20 protein-coding genes are annotated in these 24,140 nt (G+C 41.6%); 4 read left to right on the plus strand and 16 right to left on the minus strand.

Features of this window, described 5'->3' with window-relative positions:
• Positions 1 to 115: 115 nt before the first annotated feature.
• The 3 genes from rlmF to A9237_RS01165 form a co-directional block, all read right to left on the minus strand.
• Positions 116 to 1,282 carry a 23S rRNA (adenine(1618)-N(6))-methyltransferase RlmF gene (gene rlmF, locus A9237_RS01150; RefSeq protein WP_078607268.1) on the minus strand — a complete coding sequence of 389 codons (1,167 nt, stop codon included), beginning with the start codon at positions 1,280 to 1,282 and terminating at the stop codon, positions 116 to 118.
• Positions 1,269 to 1,784, minus strand: coding sequence for a M48 metallopeptidase family protein (locus A9237_RS01155; RefSeq protein ID WP_078607270.1), 516 nt, complete (start codon positions 1,782 to 1,784; stop codon positions 1,269 to 1,271). Before A9237_RS01155 ends, rlmF begins: the two co-directional genes overlap by 14 nt.
• Positions 1,785 to 2,347: 563 nt before the next feature.
• Complete coding sequence (locus A9237_RS01165; protein WP_167371675.1) at positions 2,348 to 4,276, minus strand: Ig-like domain-containing protein; 1,929 nt, start codon at positions 4,274 to 4,276, stop codon at positions 2,348 to 2,350.
• Between the two features lie 396 nt (positions 4,277 to 4,672).
• Between A9237_RS01165 and A9237_RS01170 the strand changes: the two genes are divergently transcribed.
• Positions 4,673 to 5,878, plus strand: coding sequence for a collagen-like protein (locus A9237_RS01170; protein WP_078607274.1), 1,206 nt, complete (start codon positions 4,673 to 4,675; stop codon positions 5,876 to 5,878).
• Between the two features lie 212 nt (positions 5,879 to 6,090).
• On the opposite strand, the gene A9237_RS01175 is transcribed toward A9237_RS01170, so the two are convergent.
• The 5 genes from A9237_RS01175 to A9237_RS01195 all read right to left on the minus strand — a co-directional run bounded on the left by A9237_RS01175 (position 6,091) and on the right by A9237_RS01195 (position 12,993).
• Positions 6,091 to 7,803, minus strand: coding sequence for a GMC oxidoreductase (locus A9237_RS01175; protein WP_078607276.1), 1,713 nt, complete (start codon positions 7,801 to 7,803; stop codon positions 6,091 to 6,093).
• 326 nt (positions 7,804 to 8,129) lie between these two features.
• Entirely contained in the window at positions 8,130 to 9,314 is a 1,185-nt protein-coding gene (locus A9237_RS01180) for a response regulator (protein ID WP_237358421.1), read from the minus strand.
• Positions 9,304 to 10,164, minus strand: coding sequence for a helix-turn-helix domain-containing protein (locus A9237_RS01185; protein ID WP_005439877.1), 861 nt, complete (start codon positions 10,162 to 10,164; stop codon positions 9,304 to 9,306). Before A9237_RS01185 ends, A9237_RS01180 begins: the two co-directional genes overlap by 11 nt.
• 172 nt (positions 10,165 to 10,336) lie before the next feature.
• The gene (locus tag A9237_RS01190; RefSeq protein WP_237358422.1) at positions 10,337 to 12,667 is read right to left on the minus strand and encodes an ATP-binding protein; all 2,331 of its coding nucleotides are present in this window, start codon (positions 12,665 to 12,667) and stop codon (positions 10,337 to 10,339) included.
• An 11-nt stretch (positions 12,668 to 12,678) separates the two neighbouring features.
• Complete coding sequence (locus A9237_RS01195) at positions 12,679 to 12,993, minus strand: Hpt domain-containing protein (RefSeq protein ID WP_050541003.1); 315 nt, start codon at positions 12,991 to 12,993, stop codon at positions 12,679 to 12,681.
• Positions 12,994 to 13,333: 340 nt separating this feature from the next.
• Between A9237_RS01195 and A9237_RS01200 the strand changes: the two genes are divergently transcribed.
• Both A9237_RS01200 and A9237_RS01205 read left to right on the plus strand, forming a co-directional pair.
• On the plus strand, positions 13,334 to 13,579 hold the full coding sequence (locus A9237_RS01200) for a hypothetical protein (RefSeq protein WP_078607282.1): 246 nt from the start codon (positions 13,334 to 13,336) through the stop codon (positions 13,577 to 13,579).
• A 165-nt stretch (positions 13,580 to 13,744) separates the two neighbouring features.
• A complete protein-coding gene (locus tag A9237_RS01205; protein WP_078607284.1) occupies positions 13,745 to 14,092 on the plus strand; it encodes a winged helix-turn-helix domain-containing protein in 348 nt (115 codons plus the stop codon).
• Between the two features lie 162 nt (positions 14,093 to 14,254).
• Here the strand turns inward: A9237_RS01205 and A9237_RS01210 are convergent, their stop codons facing one another.
• From A9237_RS01210 to A9237_RS01245, 8 genes are all read right to left on the minus strand, one after another.
• A complete protein-coding gene (locus A9237_RS01210; protein ID WP_078607286.1) occupies positions 14,255 to 15,733 on the minus strand; it encodes a hypothetical protein in 1,479 nt (492 codons plus the stop codon).
• Between the two features lie 213 nt (positions 15,734 to 15,946).
• Positions 15,947 to 16,699: an outer membrane beta-barrel protein gene (locus A9237_RS01215; protein WP_078607288.1), complete on the minus strand. Its 753-nt coding sequence runs from the start codon at positions 16,697 to 16,699 to the stop codon at positions 15,947 to 15,949.
• 1 nt (position 16,700) lies between these two features.
• Entirely contained in the window at positions 16,701 to 17,750 is a 1,050-nt protein-coding gene (locus A9237_RS01220; RefSeq protein ID WP_078607290.1) for a hypothetical protein, read from the minus strand.
• 2 nt (positions 17,751 to 17,752) lie between these two features.
• Complete coding sequence (locus A9237_RS01225; protein ID WP_078607292.1) at positions 17,753 to 18,475, minus strand: hypothetical protein; 723 nt, start codon at positions 18,473 to 18,475, stop codon at positions 17,753 to 17,755.
• 8 nt (positions 18,476 to 18,483) lie between these two features.
• Positions 18,484 to 21,255, minus strand: coding sequence for a TcfC E-set like domain-containing protein (locus tag A9237_RS01230; protein ID WP_078607294.1), 2,772 nt, complete (start codon positions 21,253 to 21,255; stop codon positions 18,484 to 18,486).
• Positions 21,252 to 21,776 carry a hypothetical protein gene (locus tag A9237_RS01235; RefSeq protein WP_041055579.1) on the minus strand — a complete coding sequence of 175 codons (525 nt, stop codon included), beginning with the start codon at positions 21,774 to 21,776 and terminating at the stop codon, positions 21,252 to 21,254. The genes A9237_RS01230 and A9237_RS01235 overlap by 4 nt, the downstream gene beginning before the upstream one ends.
• A gap of 75 nt (positions 21,777 to 21,851) precedes the next feature.
• Positions 21,852 to 22,364, minus strand: a complete 513-nt coding sequence (locus A9237_RS01240) for a hypothetical protein (protein WP_038873267.1) — start codon at positions 22,362 to 22,364, stop codon at positions 21,852 to 21,854.
• Between the two features lie 481 nt (positions 22,365 to 22,845).
• Entirely contained in the window at positions 22,846 to 23,187 is a 342-nt protein-coding gene (locus A9237_RS01245; protein WP_078607296.1) for a hypothetical protein, read from the minus strand.
• A gap of 495 nt (positions 23,188 to 23,682) precedes the next feature.
• On the opposite strand from A9237_RS01245, the gene A9237_RS01250 reads away from it, so the two are divergent.
• Complete coding sequence (locus A9237_RS01250; RefSeq protein WP_005439862.1) at positions 23,683 to 23,910, plus strand: glutaredoxin family protein; 228 nt, start codon at positions 23,683 to 23,685, stop codon at positions 23,908 to 23,910.
• Positions 23,911 to 24,140: the final 230 nt, after the last annotated feature.

Genomic DNA, 24,140 nt, shown 5'->3' on the forward strand with positions numbered 1-24,140 from the left:
AATCAGAAGAATAGCCAAATTTGTTATAAATATTAAATTAATAAATTTATTGTTAAAAAATAGCACCAACAGAGTGGTGCTATTTTTATTGGTTGGAAAAGTATGCGGTGAATAATTACTTTAATTCAATCCACGCTTTACGCTGCGATTTGTCCATGTAGGACCAAGCTATAAAGCGGCTGACTTTTTGTCCTTGGCTCATTTCCACGATTCGGATCGCTTTTACACCCAACTTTTCAAGTTGCTTGCGCATCGGGCGAACATTGTCTTTCTTTGAGATTAACGTGGTAAACCAGAGCACTTGCGCACTGAATACTTGGCTTTCGTTCGCCATTTTGCGGATGAATGCAGCTTCACCACCTTCACACCATAGCTCAGCATTTTGGCCACCAAAGTTAAGCGCTGGTTTATTGGCTTTTACTTGCGACGTTTTCGCTTGATTAGCTTGAACCTTCACGCCCTTTTTACGCTGATTCGCTTTTAAATTATCCAGCTTACGCTGACTGCCCATCGCCGCTTCTTCTGCAGAACGATGGAATGGCGGGTTACAAGTCGTAATATCGTAGCGATCGTTCGGCTGGATTATACCGCGGTAAATATTTGACTCACTGGTTTGTTGTACGAGTTCGATCTTACCGTTTAACGAGGCATTACGCTCTGTAATTGCTCGTGCAGATTCAATCGATGTTGGGTCAACATCGCTACCAGTGTAATGCCAGCCGTATTGACTCACACCTACGATTGGGTAAATACAGTTTGCTCCAACACCGACATCAAGCGCTCGCACTTTATGGTGGGCGTATTTGCCTTTTACTTCACCATCTAGCAACTCTGCTACACGATGAACGTAATCCGCACGCCCGGGAATTGGCGGGCACAAGTAAGTATCAGGGATATCCCAATATTCAATATCATAGTGCGCCGCCAGCAATGCTTTATTGAGCATCTTGACGGCCTTTGGATCGGAGAAGTTGATTGAGTCTTCCCCTTTCGGATTCTTTATCACAAATGATTTGAGCTGAGGCTCTGCTGTGATTAGCTTTTTGAAATCGTAGCGACCTCGATGTGCATTACGTTCATGCAATCCACTTTTAGCAATTTTGATCACTTCCACATCGCTGCTTTTGTTCGCGGCGTTAGTTTTCAGACCTGTGCTTTTTGTAGCTTTTGCTATCGGCTTATTTTTCACACGCTTTGGTTTGATCTTGGCGATTTCTTTGCTCGGCTTAGACTTCGCCGATTTTGGCTGAGCTTGTTTCGCGTTGTGATTATTGGTCTTCATTCGAATTCGCTTTTAAATCGAGGTAAATCATAAACAGACGAGCATCAAATTCGAGTTGGTGATACTCAGGTTCCATATAACAGCACAGTTGGTAAAAGGCTTTGTCGTGGTTTTTCTCACGAGTATGTGCCAACTCATGCACCACCAGCATGCGTAATAACGCTTCAGGTGCATCTTTAAACACGTTCGCAATGCGAATCTCATTCTTAGACTTTAGCTTGCCACCATGGTTACGGCTGATCACGCTATGCAAACCAAGTGCATTATTGACAACGTGAATTTTCTTATCGTAGACCACTTTGCTAATTGGCGCGGCTTTCTTCATGTAGCGGTTTTTGATTGCTATTGCGTACTCGTAGAGTGCCTTTTCGCTTTTGATTTGGTGTCTATCTGGGTAGCGTTTTTCGAACCAAGGCACCAGTTTACCACTGTCTATGAGTGAACTGACTTGCTCGACAATGTTCTGCGGATAACCTTGAATGTATCGAAGTGACGGATGCATGCGTATTAAGTCTGCTATGACAAAAGAAAGGCGCTAAATATACCTGAGATGAGCAAGAGTTTCATCTTGGGATTGCTATTCACGTGGGCTTTCAATCCTGTGCCCCCTGCTCGTCTGGAACAGCATGTTCTCCTCTCGGCAGATACGTTTATTTTGTATATGGCTTTTTAGCGAGTAAACGCTTTGTTATGTGCACTTTCTTATTCGTGTCACTTGCGCACAATGGGCACAAAGCAGTAACGAAGGTTTCTTGCGTTGTTTTATTTCGAACCAAACAACCTAACTCTGCTCTTTCTAGGCAACGAGAGTTGCAACAATTGGTTGCTTGCTGGTTTTGGACGGTTTCCCAATATTCTAACCAAGATCGGTAGGCGTTGGGCAATTCTATTGACTCATCTTTTATGCGCTCTACATCAGGCATATTCCCTCCAGAAGATGTGACGGTGGTTATTTCTTTTGTTTTTAAGGCGATAAACAAAACAGAGGGAGCGATTTCTCACTCCCTCTTAGACAAGTCATTACATCAATGACGATTGCTATCGGTATTTTTACTTCATTGGTATTTAGAAGTCGCCTTCGTTAGAAACGATAAGACTGAAGTCCAATTCGAAATCAAGAAGCTTTTCAACAACGGTAGGATCCGTTAGGAAGTAAACTTTCTCTTCGAAATCCCATTCTAGGATGCCTTTCGTTTCTGTACCGTCATCCCACTCAAAGGTTGCTTCATAGCGTAAAGCACCTGAGATTGGCTCCTCACTGCTTTGACCAAAGAAGAATTTGTGTTCTTCAATTGGCTTACCTTCACCACCATCAATGTAGATGAATTGGATAGCACTGTTTAGGTACATGAAGCCAGAGGTTGGAATGTAGCGACCCATGATGTTTCGGCTATAGCCGATATAATGCACCATCTCACCTTGAACGATATTTTCAGAACGTTCCGTAAATACGTAGAATGAGGCACTATGTGGTGGCGTAATCGTTAGCTCAGCGTTATCTTCGATGGTGTAATCATCAGTTAGTAGACGCGCAGTAATAAATACTTTGCCAACATCAACACCCGTCGCAAGACCTTTTTCACCAGCACTGTTAGAGATGGTTGCAATTTCTGGATCATCACTGCTCCAGTAAAGGTTGTCTGCTGTTGTTACGTCAATGCGAACACCATCTGACATCACGACTTCTGCTTTGAATTGCTTTGTCTTTCCTGATGGAATTTGAGGCGTATCCAAGCTGTCTTGAGGTTTAGGCGTCACATCTAGCTTCAACACAACCGCTTCTGTAATAACCAATTTCGCTGTGTCGGTAATTTCTTCACCGTCCGCTTCAACAAAGGCAGTAATGGTAACTTCACCCATCGCAACACCCGTTGCTGTACCTTTATCCACTTCTGAGTTTGAAATCGTCGCGATTTTAGAATCGCTACTACTCCAACTTAGCGCACTGTCGTTGGTAACATCGATAACTTCGCCGCTAGACAATGTCGCGTATGCCTTGAACGGCTTAGCAAGACCAACAGGTACTGATTCCGTTTCAGGGGTAACTTCGAGAGAAGTGATAACCGCGCGCGTTACTTGTAGACCCGCATTTGCGTATACAAACTCGCCGTTTACTTCGCCAGAAACAACAATCGTTGTCCAACCAGTATCAACACCCGTTACGAGACCTTTTGAACCCGCGTCATTTGATACCGTTGCAATATCTGTCTCACTGCTTGACCAATTGATTGAGTTCTCATTAGTAACATCCAGCTTTTCACCATCAGACATGGTTACGATAGCCGAGAATTGCTCTGTCAGCCCCACCGATACACTCTGAAGTTTTGGCGTAATTTCCAAAGAAACAGCAATTGCTTCAGTGACGTTCAATGTCGCACTATCGCTAAAGCGTTCTCCATCAACGTCAATATATGCCGTGATCGTCGACTCTCCCACAGACTTCGCTTTCACTTGGCCTTTGGTTTCCTCATCATTTGAGATGGTTGCAACGTTAAAATCGCTACTATCCCAACTGGTCGAACTATCGCTTGTAACATCGATAGCCTGGCCGTTAGAGAAGTTTGCCGTCGCTGTATACGAACGAGTCAGACCAACAGGTGTCGAGGCATCTTTTGGCGTTACGGTGATAGAGGTAACAACCGCTTCCGTGACTTCGACAATCACTGTGTCTTCGTATTTTTTACCACTAAATGTGCCCACTGCAGTGATCTTCACAACACCTGTGACATCACCTGTAGACACCAGTCCATTGTCATCAACCGTTGCAATTGATTCGTCTGAACTGCTCCATTTAACATCATCACTAATGGTTACATCAGTAACTTTGCCTTTTTTTGTTACTTTTTCTGCTTTTAATTGAAGTTGAAAACCAATAGGAACACTGTTTTCTTTTGGTGTCACTACCAGTTCTTTCACTCCGTGGTTACATGCACTAAGTCCTATTACTGTCAGCACAGTCAGTAATGTAGACCTTATTGAGGTGCTTATTTTCATGCGCTTACTCCTATATTTGCTGAGCGAATATAAGCTTACCGATATAGGTAACAAGGAGTAACAGCACGTATGCATTAATATTTGCAGAGATGCTTACTTTGCTAATTTCAATACATAAAAGTTATCAGAAAACTTCAATTAAAAATCAAAAAGTCATTAAATACAGACAGTTAAACGCACCACTACACCTTCAAAGGCTCTTTTAAATGCTTTTATTTATAAATGCCAATTCACATTCAGGTTAATTATTATTCAATAAAAATGAATTAATTTAGAACATTCAAATAAATTAATTCATAGCAGTCGTGCAATTCTCAATTAGAGCGTTAGGCGATTAATTTTATTACATACGGAAAAAATGAAACTTGTCTATTTTAATACCAAGGAGTGTAAACAGTGTTTAATTTAACACAGCCCAGTTTGAGCAAGAGTGCAATATATCTCGCGGTAGCACTTGGTGCTTCTACCTCAACCTTTGCAGGTGATGTCTTCGATCAACCCCATGCGCTCGCTGTGAATGTTTTTGATATCACAACCGGTGACCCTATTGATGATGGACAATATTATGTTGAAGTGGATATTGTTGATAATGACACCAGCCTAACCATAGGCACAGAGCAGTATCAATGTGACTTTTTTAATGGCATTTGTTCTCTGCCTATCTCTAAGCAAAACCTCTCCTCTCTTACAGACCTAACCGGTATCTCTTTTTCTGTCAGCATTCCTGATTTGATCGATGAAAATACCCTCTCTTACGATGTTTCTAATGTCTCGGTTGGTGTTAAAACACCGAACCTGACGGATAACACCTTAAAATACGCCGTAAAGCCAGTGCTGTATTCACGCGTTGCGGAGATTGCAACCAACGTGACTGGTGACATTACCCCTGACTCTGTTGATACATCAACCCTTAGCATTAACGGTTCCGAGGTGATCAATGAAAATGGTGAATGGGTTGGCAATGGAGCAATAGAAGGACCGAAAGGCGATACAGGTCCACAGGGGCCGCAAGGGGAAACTGGCGCTCAGGGTCCACAAGGCCCAAAAGGTGATACTGGAGAACGTGGTGCAACAGGACCAAAAGGCGCAACTGGTGCTAAAGGTGCGACTGGACCACGCGGTTACACGGGCTCTCGCGGCGCGACTGGCCCTCGCGGTTATACCGGTCCCCGTGGTGCGACTGGTCCTCAAGGTCCAAGTGGTGATTCTGGCGTAGTTTGTCAGGTTAATACCTCTAACCGAGCACGCTGGGAAGGCTTACCAATTGCCAACAATACAGGTCATGGTCCAAAAGCGATGACGATCGAATTTGTAGGCCGCTCCGCATACAACGCACACGACTTCTACTTCAAACTCTTTATGAATGGAAATTACGATCCGGGCAAAGGAATAGACAGCATTCAATTGCTTGAATCATCCATATCTGGTTTAAAGATTGAAAAAGTCGTTGGTGGTACAACACCATCTGTGAAGTTCAATAACCTAGGTGGCCTAAGCTTTAAGTTCTACCCACATGGCAGTGGCAAGAACAAAACTTACAATATTCAGGGTGACAGTAAAGCTTGGATTCAAGGTTGCTTTAAATCATTCTCTTTTGGTTAATGAGCAACAACTAACTAACCGTAAAGCCACTTACTGTGTAGGTGGCTTTATCTTGCCCTCTCCTTTTAGCCTGTCGATTCATCCAGCATCTGCATTGATGGCAGCGGCTTGGCCCTCCGTTGCGTAAACACTCAAACGATAGTACTTACGTTAAAAACTCACACTCGTAAAAAAGGCCCGAATCTATCAGGCCTTTGGTTGTTCAGCGTAAGCTACGCGAGGTCTTCAGCAATAATCGTTTCGATACTTCGTTCCGCCAGTGCTGCAATAGTCAGTGCAGGGTTAGCACAACCATTGTTGCCAGGAATGAGCGCACCATCGATCACGTACAAACCCTCATAACCATGGACACGACCGTACATGTCCGTCGCCTTACCAAGCTCCATACCACCAACCGGATGTGCACCAGTAAAGATCACATCAGAGAAACCTTGTGCCCCGATGCGTTGCCAATTGGCTTTTGCCACACGGTTATTGATCGCTCGGAGTGCATCTGTCGCATCTTTTTCCAACGCTTTCGGATAATAGAGCTTTGCATCATCGATTGATGGATCGTAACTAAAGCTACCACGGTTTTTGAAGTCTGCAGTCACTGACAGCATCATCGAAATACCAACGTCTGCAATACCCGCATTCGCCCAGTTTTCAGCGGCTATCGGACTTCTACCATCTTCATCAACGTAAATGGCCGTTGGTGATGGCGAACCTTGAGCAACGCCAGACGGAAGACCAAATGGCGATTGTCGGAAGCCCATTCGATTCCCGTTATCTCCCCAGTTTTGCCCCACATATTGGTTGAGATCAGGTAAGTCACCTCGACCTTTCGCACGAACCAACATACGTGTTGTATGGTAAGAACCCGCAGAAATGATCAGCTTATCGCATGTCACGGTTTGTTCATGTACAACATTGCCATACGCATCGATCTCCGTCACATCTAACTCGTAAATATCACCATTCATGCGGATGTTACGCACATCGTGATTATGGTGGATTGTCACATTCCCTGTCGCCTCAGCCAAAGGAATGTAGTTTTGACCAAGATCGTTCTTACAACCGTTGCTATTACCGAAGTTAGTCAGGCCGATGGTCGACGAAGGAAGGCTCTGCCCCTTTAGCTCTTTGCGAACCACATCCCAGTTCCAATTGCCTTCGATTTTATAAGGCTGGTAACCCGCTTTTTTCACTTCTTTATTCCAATCACGGCAGTGCTTGAAAGGCAGACTAGCAAAAATGTCATCGGGCATTTCACTGTGTTTCAGTACAGATTGAACACGAGGATAATATGTCTCTACCATCTCTTTGTATGACAGCTCTTGAGGGTACAGTTTGTTGAAGTGCTCCTCTTTGGGAATGACCATCACGCCTGTGTAAATGACTGAGCCACCGCCAACTGCAGTACCGAGTAGCAAATCAGAGCCATCGATATTGTTTTCTCCCGGTCTATCAACAATATCCAACACCCCGCCAAATTTTTCGATATTTCGAGGAGTGATTGTTTGCAGGAATGGTAGATCGAATGTCAGCGCAGGAAATGTCGTTTTATCTCGTTGCCAAAACATGCGCTTGTCCGCAATCATATCGTGAGCAAACACGGCACGCTTAGTGTCTACTGGCCAACGGTTACCTCGTTCAATCACCGAAGTTTTGATACCGGCTTTGCCAAGTCGATACGCACTGACTGCTCCGCCAAAACCACTACCAATAATCAGCACTGGCGTGTGGTGTTTTAGCTGAGGCGGACGCTCAAAAAGCTCGGGCAAATACTTTTCTAATATAGGGGAGCCCTTCACTACATCTAGGTCCGTGTCTTCTTTCTTTTTGAAGAAAAAGGCTTTTGAAGGTGCTGAAGCAACACCTAGACCAACCGCGACTGATGTTGCGGTAAACGATTTAATAAAGCCTCTTCGATCGTTTTGTTTCATAACAACTCCTTTTGAGCTAACACTAAAGTCATTCTTATTTTGATTGAATTAAGCGTCAGGAAAATAGAGCATTTCAGAATGAAACCTATTGAAAAAGCTCGGTTTGTTTAGGTAGAGTTCTTTGCATTCAATAGAAGGTGAAGTGCAAGGGTTTGAGAGAAAAGTGTCTACCAAATAAACGTGGAGGGCTTGAAGTAAGTAATGCCATTGCCACTGTGAGACACTTTTCTCGGAGGATCAACTTTGGGAAGAATCAAACCAAGAAAACGATTGGTGTTGATTGAAAATTAAGGCTCGGGAAAGCGAAGCCATAGTTTGCTCGGTGATTAAACCTCCCCTTCAGGTATGCCCCTATTCTGTTTTATTAGTGTCTTGGTGAGTGTTTCCGCATTGACAGGCCCACCAAATAAAATGCCTTGTTGCTTTGTCAAACCATTGGAAGCCGCCAACTGACTTAGTGCAGCATCTTCTATTCCATCGAGCATCACACTGAGGTTACTTTGCTTAGACGCGTTAGAAATACTCAGCAGTAAATCAGCATTATCATTCGCACTGAATGTAGGATCGTTATGACCGGCTAATTTTAGTTCGCGTACAGGCAATTTCGAGGCTGAAATAACACGCTCCGCTGTTAGCTTATCCGAGCCCAGAATCAAGCTAACACCATTGTCCAACAGTGCATCTAGCTGGTGAATACGCGTCGAGCTATCGGCTTCAAGTACATCATCACTCTCCACATACAGGCTAAAATGATGGTTTGGATTAAACTTAACCAACTCCATCAAGCAACCGTAAATGAAGCTATCGTCAATGAAGTCACTGTGAATATGAAGGGTAAAAAACAGCCGGTTGGCTAGTTCCTTAAAATACGCCTTGTAGTCTTGAAGGAACCTTCCAATAACGATCTGGTTAAAGAGTTTTTTACTCGTCAATGTACCAATTTCTGGCAGAAGGTGTGTCGACAACAACAGTCCATCGTCATTATTGAACCAGTTACCACTGATATCCACGCCAATGATATCGTTGCTAACCGTTGATACCTGGGGTTGATAATAAGCACCAATCGGAAAGTCAAAAATGTTCACATCATGGGCGTATCGATGAACCGTTTCTCGCTGCTCATCGTCTTGGGCAAAAACCTCCGTGACAAGATCAGTGACGTTCTTGGAGTTAATTGGCTTTTCTAACGCTTTGAAGATATTAAGATCATACAGTTTTCCAATTTGCGGCATTGAATCGATAACTGCGCTATCAAGTGACGAAATAACGATGATTTTCGTCGAGATCGCCAGCTGTGAAATCATGCTCAACAATTCAAAGCCGTCTCCATTTGGCATCATGATGTCCATAATGACCAAATCAAACTTCTTACTGCGTATTTTATTGATCGCTGAATAAGCGTTTTCGACACAGGTGATCTTTGCACAATCACTCGCAGCCAAAACCGCACTTTTAATAATTTCTCGCGATAACTCTACGTCATCAACAACAAGTACTGATTTATACATCATGCTTATCCTTATATTGAGATAGTAGGTTCATCCAAACCCTCTGAGATTTCAGAGTCTTGATGTCAATATTCATCAGTTTGAACACCACATCTTGTCTCGATACACTTCGATACTCGAAACTCAAAGAGAAAAACAGATTGAATATAACTGGATTGTTCACATACAAAACCAGCTCTGTATTTGGATCCAAACTATGGATATAGCGATAGACTTCTCGGCTTAATGTCTCGACCAGAGAAGCAATGTGTGAGCAGTTAAATGACAAAATAAAGTGCACATTCTTGTCATGAAACAACATATCCTCACCTAAAAAATCAGTGGCAAGACTGTAACTGACTGAGAACAAGTGCCCCAATATTTGACCATGCTTAACTGCAATCGTAAGCTCACCTCCATATTGATTGATTATCTTCATGACAATGGATTCTCGTGTTAATCCTTGAGACTCCATCGCTTTTAACACTGCGTTTTCTTCGTATTCAAAGATCGCATCAACAAGGTTTAACACCTCGCCCAGTCTGTCTAGGTTTGTCGCGTTGAGTACGATCAGCTCGACTTCGTCGACACCACGTTCATTAAAGTAACCGTGGTTGTTTATTCTGTTGGTATAGTCAGGCAAGTTGTTGACGTCATTGACGGCCGACCACACGTCAAAGATATCGACACCCAACATGTCTAAAATCTCGTTTTGCCTGTTTAAGTGCGGTTTTGTTGCTCCCCTTTCCCATCGACTCAATGTGACGACATCTAAATTGTCAAAGTTACTGCTACTTTTTTGTAGTGCGTTAACAAAATCCAATTGCGATAGGCCACTCTGCTTTCTAAATGAGCGAATGATTTCTCCGAACATAGGCGACTACTTATCTATTGCTTTATCAACTAAGATTAAATTTTGTTGTATGACTAGCTATGAACATAAGAGCACTTTTCAAACTGTTTTTTTTCATGTGCTCAACTAGTGCAACAACACGAGTAATTACAAGCGTTTTCCTCCGGTCCTACGCCAGGAAAACGATGGGCATTTATTTATGTAAAGTCAGGGACAATGCCGTCATCAGATCAATTTCGTTGACAGGTTTCGTAATATAATTATCAAAATAGTGACTCATTTTTTCTTCCTCTTGAACGGTTGCTCTTGCTGTGACGGCAATAATAGGTAACGTTGGGGCAATATTTTTACTTCTGTTTGCGAGTTCGACACCACCCATATTTGGCATAGAGACATCCGTTAAAATCACATCCACTACTTCGTTCTCTAATTTATTGAGCGCATCGACTCCATCTATCGCCGTCACGCATTCAATCCCAAGCAAATTTAGGTGGTACTGTAATATTTCACGGTTGAACTCAACATCGTCAACCACCAGCGCTTTAATACCTTCAAAGCTCTGCATTTCAATATTTTCATCGTCGGCACTTCCTTCATCTTCTTCAGATGCTAAAAGTACGTTATGAGTTAGCATAGAGATTGGAAGCGCAATTTTAAATATGCTTCCTTGTTCTATTTTACTCTCCACTGCTAACACACCACCCATCAGATTTATGATAGCCTTAGTGATTGCTAAACCTAACCCGAACCCGAACTGTTTATCTTCTTGATTTGCTTGTTCAAAGCTATTAAATATCGTCTCAAGATCCTCTTGCCTAATTCCTCTACCAGTATCACGAACAGCAAAAACCACCATTCTCTGGCCGTCAAACGAATCCATTGAAATACTAATTTCGATCTCTCCGATGTCAGTAAACTTAATAGCATTCGTAATAATGTTCGACAATGCCTGCTGAAATCGCAACTCGTCAATAAATAGCTGATGTGCCCCTCCAATCCCCTCTTTAACAATGTTGAGTTTGAGTCCCTTTTGTTTTGCGAGAGGATGAAATGTTTTTTCTAGATCTCGTGCAATCTTATTTATTGCCACATGTTTCGGGTGAAGCTTGTAGTTGACGGAATCAAGTCGTTCAAAATCTAAAAGGTCATTTACAATATCTAATATCGTGTTGCTCGCCGTGCTTATTCCCTCAAGCTCATGACTGCAATACGTGCCGCATTTTTCTATTTTCAGCATATGTAAATAGCCAATGATGGCATTGAGAGGCGTTCGAATTTCGTGTGAGACATTAGAGAGTAACGTTGACTTTTTCTTCGTCGCATCAAGAGCCTCTTTCGCAGCCTTTTCATACTGTTCGGTACGCAGTTTTACTTCCCCTTCCAGCCCTTCTACGAGCAGCTTGATCGTTCTTCCTGCTTCGCTATAAGCTTGAGACAGCACTTCGATCTCGTCCCCGTTGTGATAAACAATATTCGCAGCATTAGTGAAGTCTTTATCTTTTAAGTAGTTCGCTTGTTTTATTAGATCATTCACTGGGCGGAATGTTTTCATTACAGTAAAATAAATAAGAACGAGAAATAGTATGAATAATGCAAGAGAAGAAAACAGAATCTTTTCTACTAATCGATTATCAGAGTAAAGCAACAACTCTCTTGTCGAGACATAACTAGAATGGAGATAAGACTCCGGCGTCACTAATATTACTCGCCACTTCATGGTCTGATTCTGACGATGGATAATGTTGTAAACGTCATCCTTTGCTTTCACGGTAAACGAGCCAGATTTCATACTTTGAATGTAATCGCGTAACGTGTCGTAATGATCGTCAACCACAATCTTTGTGTTTAATAAGCGGCGAAAACTCTGCTGTAAGTTCGATGCAATAAAATTGCCTTCACCATCCAATAATAGAAAGCGATACTGATTGTTATCTAAACCATCAAAAGACAACGAACGTGAAAAAATTTTCAAATCGAGTTCAAACTTTAATAATACGTTTGGAAACCCTTTCGTCGGTTGCAGTATATAAAAGTTATTCGCAATATTATCTCGTACTACTTTGTATTTAAAAGCATTGTCGCTCGCCCACAGCGGCGTGTGCTTAGAATCATATCTGAGTATTGATGTTGAACCATTTTCGGCCAAAGAAATTTGAATATTCTTAGAAATATCGACAAATGCGATACTTTTAATATAATCTGTCGCGGTATCGTTGATGCATTGCAGGCTCTCCCCTATATGATCAAGTGTTGGATACCCTCGTACACATGAAGATTCAAAAACCAAAGATAGATACTTCACCTCCTCCAAAATAAAATCAGCTTTCTCTTCTAATAAGGCATCTTGGCTTTGAACAAACGTTTGTAGTAATTTCGTATTTTGACCGATGATACCCTCTTTAATACTGTCTAACTGGTTATTGTAACTCCCCTTAACATACTGAATTGTCCCGTAGACAAAAATGCCAACGAAAACGAGAAAAAGAGTTGCGTTGATGATCAGTATCTTATTTCTGAAAGACATGGGCTGTTCCATTAAATACTTAAAGAACAAATCGAGTTCAGTGCCATATCAGAGATTATTGTTCTTGTGCGCTTTTCATTAAGTACACCATCATATAATTCAAGTTTTTGACATACAGAGGCCACATCATTGAGCCCACAAGCAGACACAATACCTTTTAATCGGTGAGCTAAAGTCTTATTGCTGTAGCTTTGTTCTACTACATCTGCGTGGAGTGCTTTTAATCCACTGACTGCCAGTCTTCTAAAATGAATTCCTTTATTCGATGTAAACTCCGCACCAGTGCTTTTCTGAAACAACGCTTCATCTATTCGATATTTGATCAATGCAATTCACCTTACTTTACAAGTGCAAATGCGCGTACAGTGCCTAATTTGACCGATGTTTCATATAGCATTTGTATGTAGCACATAGCTAAGATGCTAATGACCTGACACAAACCTGACATTCAACAACATAAGAAAGTAGCAATAAATATCCAATAAAAACAATGATATAAATAACCCACACCGAAATAAGCAATCGTTTTTGTTGACGATGTACTTTATAGCTAAAATATGGCCAAACTCTCACTATGGCATTTATAACTTTTTATTTTACAAAATTCGGAAATGAGCAGCATACTAATAGGCATACCAACCAACCTAACAACTAAAGGTGCCTACTATGCGTTATTTTGTTATTTCAATGTTCAGTGTTTTGGCTTTTATTTCCTTCAGTGCTTCAGCTGCAAATGTGACAGTAAAGTGGTTCGGCGTTGTGCCTAGTCTCGACTGCTCTTCTCGTCCAATCAGCAATCAGATCGACTTTGAATCTCTCGATGAGAAATGCAAATCGGAGTTCAAAATTGAAACTCAGTCCAATGCAGAAAAAAGAAATGAAGATCAAAAAATAGTAAGTTTTGACATGTGAATTTGAAAACAGCCACTTCAATCGTCTTGAGTGGCTGTTATTCGCTTTCCTACTTTTAGAACAAGCCTATAAGCACTTTCAGAGTACAGCAAATTAAAACAGCCCTTAACTGAGGCCGTATTTAGATAGATGATTGGAGTTATTTCTTAACTTTTAGTCACTACTATGCCGATCAATATCGAGTTCCATGCTGGTTCTCTCGCACTCGTAATAGAAAAACGTCATAAAAAGAAAACGGAACCATTTAGCCTAACCTTGACCCGCAGTGAATTTTTAGTGCTTAAAGAGCTTGCTTCCAACTGCGGAAAACATCTCTCCAAAGAACACCTTTTTCGAATCGGCTGGCCAGATAGCTACGTCGGTAGTAATTCTTTACCAATGACCATCATGTCTTTACGCAAAAAACTGCATCTCGTCGGGGATTTCTGGGAAATCTCAACGATCCAGCGCCATGGCTATAGCTTGAACGTTGCGATGTACTACCGTCAAACCAAAATCAAAGTCACCTTCTAACAAGAGTCAGACATTTGAGGGGAATCAGCATTGAGTCCAACACTGCTGTTTAAACTCGTACTCCATTTCACCTCTAATCCATGATTTCTGACCTAACCCGTAAATGCAAAAAGGGCATCTTTATGATGCCCTCTTTTAGTTTCTGTTTTAAGTTAAGCCAAATTAAAAAGGTGTCGGCTCATCCTGAACACAAGTCACAAGGTAATTGCCATCGACATAATCTGACGCTAGGCCCGTTTTCATATCTACCGTCTTGAACACACCAGCATCATTCGCAATGTACTGCTGTGACACAGGCCAGTTATTCGATGTTTCTACATCTTCAGCACTTAAGACGTTAAGTTCTGTAGACGTTGGTAGGCGGCCAGAAGCATTACTCGTACAAAAACTTTGCGAACTGCTTGAGTTAAATAGAGCGAGAGATAACTCAGGTGTAAATGTGCCATCAACGAAGGAGCCGCTGTACTCAATCTGTTCCATCAGTGCTTCTGAAGTCGTCAGTGGCGCTGTGAAGAACTGCGCTTGACTATGGATACCACTCCATTGAGCTGCTTTATTCGGGTCATACACTGGAACTTCGACCAAACCGTATCCATAGGCACCATTGTTGTCTGATACTGCAAAAGACACATAATGATAACCTACGACAGATGTTTCAAACGTAAGTTGTGTATTTCCTAAAAAGCCAGGGTTTAGAGGTGCAGTGGCAGCATTAAAGGAATCGACATGTATCAACTGGAATCGGTCATCATCCAATGAAGTCACAAAGGGAGCGATATCAATCGTCGTCTTTTCTCCAACTTTGACTTTGTCTACAGTGCCACCCTTTTCAACTTGAAGCCCCAGGTTTGGATCAAAAGCAACAGCGATATCTAACGTGCCGAGATAAACCTCGCCTGTTGATTCGTTGATATAACTGAACAAGATACGTTCAATACCCTCAAAGCCAAAGAACGGCGTGTAAGTAATGGTGTTTCTGAGCGAGTTCACTGTCGCAGTAATTGGTGCGCCAGGAAACGCATAAGGTAAAGAAATTTCTTCACTCAGCTTAAAACCGGAAGGAACGCTGATAGCCGCTTGAAAAAGTAGTTCGTCTTTAATATCCACCGTTACCTCTGTTTCAACAAAGGTAACAGCACTGATCGCTGGCCATTCAACTTCCGAGGTCGCGGTCGCTTCTGCGCTCGTCACTGCTACGCGCGTTATTGCGATATCAGTCGGAGTCGAATCCGCACTGGCAGCAAAGACAGAGCTCATGCTTGCCTGAGCAGTACTAGGGGCATCAACAACTTCTACTTTATATTCATATGTACAAGATTTCGAAGTGTCTGCCGCAATAGTAAACGCTTGTTCAGTTTGCTCAAGTGGGTAACATTCTGCATCTTGCGTTAGTGAAGTTACCTCAACAAGTCTAAAGCTCTTGCCGTCGCTTACCGAGACTTTATCTGACAGATCCACTTTGTAGTTCGCATCATGCTGAGTAATAAAAGTCGCGTTTTGAGCAACGATTGTCGCTGGTACGGTACTTTCTGGTGAACCAGTATCTTTTGCATTGTCACCTTCGCCATTACAGCCGGCAAGGGCAATAGCCATCGCTACCACGGCGTATGGGAACTTCCTTTTGTAAAGGTTATGGTGCATAGACATCTTTCCTATCATTTATTGAATTTTGCTATGGTAAATATTTCAGCCATAGAGACATAGGGCACTTTTTCATCGTTGCCTATTCAAGTGCCAATAGAGTTTGCTTCGAGCGCAATGCTTTTGTTATCAAGGTTTAGCTAGCCGTTGAGAATAAGACTGAGGTGTTAAATAGGGTTAAAAAAAGCACTGTGGTTACAGTGCCTTTTGTCTTTATTCACAAACAGCTCTTGGGTAGTTAATGACTTCTCCCGGATAAACAAGATCCAAGTTTCGCCCATTTAATTGAGGGTTGAGTTCCACGATGTCCCGCAGCGTTAAGTTATTAATACGCGCGATTTTCAATAAGTAATCTCCTTTAACCAATTGGTAAGGATAACTTTCTAAGCGGCACTCTTTCTGTTCTGGTACAACTTCGATAGGCTCCTCTATGATAGGTTCTTCAGGCGGACTAACTGGCTCATACACCACAGGCTGTGCCTCAGAGAAACGATATAAGAATGAAAAATTGAATGAATAAAGATCATCATCCAGTTCATCAATATTGAAGACACCTTGATAACTCACATCCGCATACCAATTGGTTGATAATTGATATTGAATTCCCAGCTGTGCTGATGGGCTTACTTCGCTTTCAATAAATGCAAAGCCAGGACCTGCGTAAATCGAAGCAAAATCACTGACTGGCATCAGCCAATTCGCTTTAATCGAGAGTGCATCAAGTTCAAGACCATCATCTCGTCGCCAGTCGAAGTTTTGGTATCCGGCCTCAAGAAAAATATCATTTTTATAGGTGAAGCCTGCCATCGCTTCAAAACCGAACCCTTCACCATCTTTTTTTCTGTCATCTAAAACAGAGGCGTTTAGTCCACCTTTGACATAATATGGCGTGGCAACCTCCACGGTTTGCGCGTTAGATATGGGAGCCGCAGATGCCATTAACGCTAATAAATAATACTGTTTCATCTTATATACCCGGCCCTACCATAATCGTTACTGTATCGGCGTAATCGCCGGACACTAAGGTTTCACCATCAACGTCGTAATCGAACTTCAGATTGAAAGTAATGCTTTTTTGAATACCACTCCCCTCGCCAATCGTCGTGACTTGTTCAAGCAAAACACCATCATCAACCAATTTGGTCGCACTGCATTCATTGCACACAACGCTATAAGGAATGGTGACGTCGGGAGAAGTACTGTTCACCATCTGGTAGTCTTGCGACGGCATGGTTAACACAATGCCATCATGGAAAAAGCCTATAGCCTCAAGTCGGTAATTAGTTTCAGAAGTCACACGACGATCAGTACTGTTGTAGTTTGGCGTCATGATGCCGTCCCCGCTTCTGACTTCCAGACCTGTGATTTCTACAGGGTCGTAATCGAAGTTAAAAATGATCACATCGTTTATGTTTCGGAATGTCGAAATGCCACTGGTGTTTTCGTAGTAATAGCGAATCATGATTGGTGCTGATGCTGAATAACTGCCTTCAGACTTGCCATATAAGGCGTTTACGATCGCCATATCATCGATTTGAAACATCGGACGAAACAAGAGAAACGGCGATGTAGGTGTCGCAGGAGACAGTTTCGTTGAGGAAATACATCCAGCACCTGTGCTCTCTAGCGTAATGAGTGGCAATGCTACTTCATCTCGCGTACACCCGCCGCCAATCGAATTCGTACTCTCAGTCAAGTTAATACCTGTCGTGTTGTACTGAATACCTGTAATCGTGATAGGAATGCTATCTGTGGTTTCTACATTCAGCCCCCCTCTCAAGGTAATCGAACTTTGCGGGACAACGGGGAAAGAGCCGGCAGACCAAGAAAGCACTGAGCGCAAAGCGGGTGGTACTCCCCATTTACTTGGCACCTTGTTATCGCCTTTACCATAAGTGACGTTGTCCCATTTTATACCATCCGATTTCACTTCAGCATTGACGTAAAAAGCGCCATGAGAATAACTAGACAGTAACAACGCACTCGTTGCTATGAAATGATGAAACACCTTGTGCATTTTTAATTACTCCGTCTAATGATTTCAGCTTTGGAATAGCTACCATCGTGAGAGTTGACTATGATATTTAACGCATCGCGCTGAATGGTATCCAACAAGTTAAAGGTTTTCTCGCGACCAGCTAAAACGGTGAGCTTTTGTCGACACTGAGCAGTCACTTGAGAGTCACAACTATCTATGAAGATATTGATCATCGTATTACTGTCGTTCTTAACTTCTAACGTTTCCCCTTTGTTTAAGATTTCATAATTAAGCTGAGGAGCAGTCGTCGGAATGATATAAACGGGTGCGAAACCATAGTTGATATCAACACCAGAAGTTTGTCTTTCACCTTCTTGATATTTACTTGGAATGAACGACAACATAAACATTAAGTCCTTTGAGTTATCACAAGTTGTATTGTGACAAAGGCTTCGAATACCGATGTCTTTCGTTTCACCAGGTTTAAGCACCAACTTTTGATAAGTTAACGAGATCTTCCAATCTTCTAAGTTGTCTCTCGAGTAATTGACCTTATCAATATCCACCCCATTATTAATATTAACTTCATCGATTTCCGTATTAATAAACAGTGGAACATCTTGATCGTTACTCAGGGTAATTATTCCATTACCTCTTTCGTCACCAACAATCACCATTTTATCCACCTTGAATGCTTGTGATGGAACAGAAAAAACAGTAAAAGCTAAACTCAACAATGGTAAGGTAATATTCTTTAATTTCATGACATGCCTTAATTTACTTTCGCAACTGGGTAACTGATTGAATTAGTTTTATACAAACGCTTTGCTAATAGTTTGATCGTTTCAATTTCTTTTTCATGGCTTGCTAACATATCGGCCATATTCGGCGCTTTATGGGCAATATAAACGGCCTTCAAAGAGCCGATGTCTTTTTGAATAACTCGATATCCCAATGACTTAAGCTTCTTAACTGAATCATTTAATTGTTCAGACTCCTCATAGGAACCTAGAAAAATGGCACTAAACAACTCTTCATCAATCTCAATCTGTTGAACTTCATTACCGTCTGCAATTGGCAAGCAGTAATTCTGTCCAAAGTTCAATTGAGTCGTTGATGTAAACTCATAAGGTAGTAAGCATTCGTTTTGTTCCGAGGTCAGTTCAAAATCCAACCCTTCCAGAACCGTTACTCGATAAACACCATCAGCCAGTTCATTGACTTCCAAACATCCTATGCCCTCACATTGGACGTCAGTAATAGGTTCATCAGAAATGTTGTTGAACGCACTTACAAATGAAACGACGCGACTGATCTTAGGAGATAGGTAAGAAACCGTACCCGGGTGGGTGTAGACTTTTTTCTTACTTTCACCTGAGTTGTACAAATTGACACTTTGGGAATCAAAGTTAGCATCGTATTCATGGTAACTTCGCAAAGGAACAATTTGGTCATCGTCATATACAATAAACTTACTGTTGGTTTTGCCATCTCGAGCGAGCGTTAGATAACCTTTTTCTATTATCTCTTCATCATTTTCGGTGTTGCGAATATCTTGGATATTGACCAAGGTATAAGCTTCCGAACGATCTTTGGTTATATGAACGCCTTCCGTCGTGACAATCTGTGTACTCGATAAGCCAGCGTTAATACCGCGAGTGCTGTCTTGCGAAGAGACATAAGCCAATGCGTTCATTCGTGCATAATCGTTGTAGCCATCAGCACTCAACGTAGCGTCTTGATACATATCTTCGATGTCACGGTTATAAGTGTTGCCAACCTCTAAAGCCGTATTCACTGAATCAGAGTCTAATAAGTTGCTTTTTCTTACTGACGTTCGTAATTGGTTTAGCGTGTCAGTATCAGACGAAATACTCGCGATAGCGTCCATTGAGTCTGAGAGAGGAATAGTCCACAGTACGCTAATGTTCTTGCTCTCATCGACGTCGGAGTAGTCAAAGTTTAGGTTCAAACGAGAATCTAAAATTGCCGGCGCACTGTAACCAACAGAAACAAGGTTGGTTTCTCGCTCAAGACCTCCGCCACCGATCTGATTATTGAGTAATGTCTCATCACTGCGGGTATAGATCGCGTAAATGGAGCGGCCTTGCCCAAAGTTATAACTCGAGTTGACCGACCACCGAGAGTAATCAATATAGCCATACATATGTGAGGCAACTGGGTCACCTTTGTCGTTATCTAACGATTCGTATGACACATTAAACCAAGGCAAACCGAGGTTGACGTTACTGTGCGCTGCGTCATCAAACTGACTGTGAACACCTTCCAATACCATCCCGGTGTTAAGCAGATAGTAGTTAGCCCCTAGGCTATACATGTTTCCAGTATCCGTAACCAGAGCCCCAGCCCCTAATTGGAGTGATGGCAATACTTGGTAGTTGATAAGCCCTCGACCATAGGCATCGTCTTTAACGTCTGTGACACCACTCTCTTCATAGTCGTAGTAGCTTTCCGCGAACAAACCTGCACTGAGGGCGTAGTCCACACTTCCTTCAGTAAGCGTGTCATTTGTACTGTTGTAGACTTGGAATGTCTGTGTGTTTACCACTTGTCCATTATTAGAAACTTCAACTCTTGCCTCATATCGTCCGGATGGTAATTCACTGTAAGAGATTGAATTTTGGCCTTCTGGCACATTCGCTTGATAGATTATTCGCTCACCACGAAAGACTTGTACAAGACCACTCGAAGGAACATAGAAACTCAACACTTTATTGCTGTTCTTGCCGCCTACTAAGAGCTTTTCTGAAGTGGCAAAAGTCACCGAATTTTGTGACAAACGAGCAGTATTGTTTAAGTAATCTGTGGAGTTTACGGTTGGGTCATACTCAAAATGTCCTGCTTTGAAAGCGTAGGCGTCCACGTCCAAATGATATGCCGCTTCGTACAGCTCTGAGCCATTTTCACTATTGGTTAAATTGAAATCGCTTCTTAAATAACCATAAGGGAGACCAAGTGTCACTTCATCATTGAGTGATACAACTGAATCCCTTTCATGATAGGTACTAACATACAAATCGAAAGAATTGATCAGACCATTGCTATTACTTTTGGGCTCATGATATCTGCGGTTTTTGTTTGAATTATAGAGTTCGAGAATGCTCGGAGAAACAAACAAATACACTTCTTGGTCGTTATAGTTTTGAACAATTTCGAAGGTTTCCGGGAAAATCTCACAGTTTTCAATTTTGCCAATGCACTGTGACTTATCTTCTATTCCTTGAATTAAGACTGAGATGATTTGCTGGTGATAATCGGCTTTAATATTGTTATCGTTGAGGTACTTTTCGATCTTATCTAAAGAGTCTTGATTATTTTCATCAATTTTTAATGTTTGAAATGAGCTCAACACAGGTACAGGCTCAGAAAAAGAGCCATCGAGGTTTCGGAATTTAACAAACGTCTCTTGTAACTTGAAATGATCTTCAAAGCCATCAGGAACACCTGCAGCAAAAATATTATTTGAGTAAAGTTGGCATGCTATAGCGAAAGAAATGCTTGCATACTTAAATTTGTTGTTCATATATCTACTCCAACTCTAAACTCGACTTCACCACTGCATTCTTTCAAAGGACCTGTTGATATGGCTTCAGAAAAAGGGATAAATTTTAATTCGATACTGTGTTCGCTATATTTATAAGTACCATCATCAGTCTTAAAGTCTTCCAACAAAGCCTTCTCACCTATCGCAATCAAATCGCCATCAAAATAGACAGAGGTAAAATTCTCTTGGGGATTCACCTCGCCAAAATAATCAGTACAACTTGTTGTATTTCTTAATAGTTCAGAGGTATACCCGACGCTCGAAGTATTCATTGGTATATCGGTTGATACTTTCATCGTTGTAACTTCGTTCTTGAACCCTGATCTATCGTCTTGAATATCAAGTTGTAATGACGCAGGCTCGAATTCGACCTTGGTAATCGCATCGGTATAAAGGTTACTAATATCTATGTTTGTTGTTACTCTTAGTGTTTTTTCTAAAGCACTCACATTCATGCTAATGAACATAAATCCAAGTAACATTACTGTTGTTTTTTTCATATCGATTCACTAGCTTAAATTAATAGGGCTTGCCTGACGCAAGCCCTAACTATAAAACCTTATAGAGAAGGCTTATTAGATTGCCGATGCAAGTAGCGTTACTGACGCTTGAACATCTTGACCACTAACGTCTGCTGCAAGTACTGCGGTTTGAGAGATAGTCACGCCAATTGAGTCAGTAGTACCAGTTAGTGCCGCGTTTAAAGCAACGACTTCACCGTTAATCTTAACTTCAGCAACTTGGTCAAGTTGTGGAGAGCCCGCGTATGCGATTTCAGCTGCTTTTAGAGTCCAAGTCGCAGCTTTTAGAGCACCAACTACAGGCGCTTCTGCAGTACCATCGTTAGTGTGTGATTCAAGTAGAAGAGCTGGAGATACGAATGTACCGTCAACATTTGGAGCAAGAGTACCTGTTACAGGGCTCAAATCACCACCAAGACCAGTAATAAGTAGTGTGTCACCTGCGTTGATTGCAGGAACTTTACCTGTCCATACAACCACTGCAGTTGGATCTGCCGCTTGTGCACTACCCATAGCCATACCTGCCAAAACTAGAGAAGTTAGTGCTGCTTTTTTGAAGTTGTTCATTTTTGTCTTCCTTAGGAAATATAAATACACAATGTAAGTAAGTTAATCTGAATCAGTTGGATATGTTTCCTCACTCCGCCGTGACCAGATGTGTGTATTTTGCAAATCACTCGAAGTAATTTATTGAGCATTTCAAACAATCAATATAAATAACTGCCTATGGCAAAGTGATTATTACTTATTTTCTATATTCGCCCCATATATATGACAACGTCATGCTCTATCAAAAAAAATAAAATCGATTGCAGAAACAATAGGAAGAACCTTCTTTTTATTTAGCATCAAAAAGGACAGAAATTTTGCGAGTTAACAAGATTCTGCTGAGTCAGAGGGTGACGACTAAGTGGTTAAAATCAGAGAGCGTTGGACATCACCCAATGCACAATCGGATGATGTTCTGAAGTTCAGTAGAGATAGATAGAAGATAGAGACAAGTCGTTCGATCTACTGGGTAGACTGGTGATTGTTTTGGAATAGCTTGTTATCGAAACACTTCACACAGTAAGTGTTTATGCTTACTGGCACTCCCACACACATTGAAGTTGTTGGTGTTACATCCTTTTGTTGACGCGGCTTTAGGAACCTGTTTTTGACTCAATTTGCTCTGTCGGCTTTGACGGTTGCAAACGGGACACCCTACTTTTTTGTTGGCAGCTAGGAAGTTTTTAGGGGATGTGTAGAAAGAGCCATGTACAAGACAAATGATCTGCACATAGGTGTTTTGGTTGAGGTAATCGACTTTTGAGTAATCGTATAAATCTCCATATTTCTCTTTTGCTTTAATAATAAACTGCTCCGCGCGGGTTATCTTATCTTTCGGCATGGTCTTATCGCTAGTTTTGATTCATTAAACATCATATCCTTTGGTTGATTGATAATTTCATAATGAATATTTTAGCTAGAATAGCTTTCTTGTTTTATGTTTTACATTCATGCTAATAAAACTTCTAAACTAGTGAATTGTAGGCTATTTAATCTCATTTTTATCAAGGAAAAATAAAATAGCATTTTTCATTTATGACATTATTAAACACAGTATGCATTCTTTATACAAATTAATATGAAGTGCTATATAACATGCCTATAAACTTACATACTATCTCTCTCGTAGCACTTTCATGGTGCTCGTCTTTAGTCTTGAACTACATAATGCTTTATTATTCCCCCTCCCTACGGAGGGGATTTTTTTATCCTCAATCTCTCTGATGTCTAAGCTCTTCCTCCCGTTAATCCTACTTTACTTAGTCGTTCACCAAGCTTTTCTTTCCCTTGAAACCTCGCTAAACTTCGCCTCCCGACGATAATGGAGAGAAATTGGATGAAACGTGTCGTTCTTTACGTCAAAGACAAATGCCCGCACTGCAAAGATGCTCAACGTTATCTTGATTCGAAAAATATTAACTACCGTCTGTGCAACGCTAAGATGCAACGCGGTCGCAAAGAGCTCGATGCTCTAGGTGCTCGTTCTGTGCCTGTACTGAAGATTGGTGATCGAGTCATGATTGGCTGGAACCCAAAGAACTTTGAAAAAATGTACAGTAACTAAGAGACGAACCAATCCAATTGCCCGGTTACTTAGTCCACACTGAAGAGCTTCTCCAAAGAGAGGCTCTTTTTATATCTGCCCCACCCTTATCTCGCCTGAGCATCTACGCTCCTCTGCTCAACCAAGCGATTATTCAAATTAGCAAATGTCGTGTAATGGCAATTTTTAGTTACTCACACACTGTATTTTCACACTCAAGCCAATCGGTCTCAGTTTAATTCGCGCCTTAT

The sequence above is a fragment of the Vibrio owensii genome, assembly GCF_002021755.1.
Lineage (GTDB): Bacteria > Pseudomonadota > Gammaproteobacteria > Enterobacterales > Vibrionaceae > Vibrio > Vibrio owensii.

Excerpts from the sequence above, each read along its gene's own strand:
- rlmF (WP_078607268.1), bottom strand. The coding sequence starts at position 1,282 with ATGAAGACCAATAATCACAACGCGAAACAAGCTCAGCCAAAATCGGCG.
- A9237_RS01155 (WP_078607270.1), bottom strand. The coding sequence starts at position 1,784 with ATGCATCCGTCACTTCGATACATTCAAGGTTATCCGCAGAACATTGTC.
- A9237_RS01165 (WP_167371675.1), bottom strand. The coding sequence starts at position 4,276 with ATGAAAATAAGCACCTCAATAAGGTCTACATTACTGACTGTGCTGACA.
- A9237_RS01175 (WP_078607276.1), bottom strand. The coding sequence starts at position 7,803 with ATGAAACAAAACGATCGAAGAGGCTTTATTAAATCGTTTACCGCAACA.
- A9237_RS01180 (WP_237358421.1), bottom strand. The coding sequence starts at position 9,314 with ATGATGTATAAATCAGTACTTGTTGTTGATGACGTAGAGTTATCGCGA.
- A9237_RS01185 (WP_005439877.1), bottom strand. The coding sequence starts at position 10,164 with ATGTTCGGAGAAATCATTCGCTCATTTAGAAAGCAGAGTGGCCTATCG.
- A9237_RS01190 (WP_237358422.1), bottom strand. The coding sequence starts at position 12,667 with ATGTCTTTCAGAAATAAGATACTGATCATCAACGCAACTCTTTTTCTC.
- A9237_RS01200 (WP_078607282.1), top strand. The coding sequence starts at position 13,334 with ATGCGTTATTTTGTTATTTCAATGTTCAGTGTTTTGGCTTTTATTTCC.
- A9237_RS01205 (WP_078607284.1), top strand. The coding sequence starts at position 13,745 with ATGCCGATCAATATCGAGTTCCATGCTGGTTCTCTCGCACTCGTAATA.
- A9237_RS01210 (WP_078607286.1), bottom strand. The coding sequence starts at position 15,733 with ATGCACCATAACCTTTACAAAAGGAAGTTCCCATACGCCGTGGTAGCG.
- A9237_RS01215 (WP_078607288.1), bottom strand. The coding sequence starts at position 16,699 with ATGAAACAGTATTATTTATTAGCGTTAATGGCATCTGCGGCTCCCATA.
- A9237_RS01220 (WP_078607290.1), bottom strand. The coding sequence starts at position 17,750 with ATGCACAAGGTGTTTCATCATTTCATAGCAACGAGTGCGTTGTTACTG.
- A9237_RS01225 (WP_078607292.1), bottom strand. The coding sequence starts at position 18,475 with ATGAAATTAAAGAATATTACCTTACCATTGTTGAGTTTAGCTTTTACT.
- A9237_RS01230 (WP_078607294.1), bottom strand. The coding sequence starts at position 21,255 with ATGAACAACAAATTTAAGTATGCAAGCATTTCTTTCGCTATAGCATGC.
- A9237_RS01235 (WP_041055579.1), bottom strand. The coding sequence starts at position 21,776 with ATGAAAAAAACAACAGTAATGTTACTTGGATTTATGTTCATTAGCATG.
- A9237_RS01240 (WP_038873267.1), bottom strand. The coding sequence starts at position 22,364 with ATGAACAACTTCAAAAAAGCAGCACTAACTTCTCTAGTTTTGGCAGGT.
- A9237_RS01245 (WP_078607296.1), bottom strand. The coding sequence starts at position 23,187 with ATGCCGAAAGATAAGATAACCCGCGCGGAGCAGTTTATTATTAAAGCA.
- A9237_RS01250 (WP_005439862.1), top strand. The coding sequence starts at position 23,683 with ATGAAACGTGTCGTTCTTTACGTCAAAGACAAATGCCCGCACTGCAAA.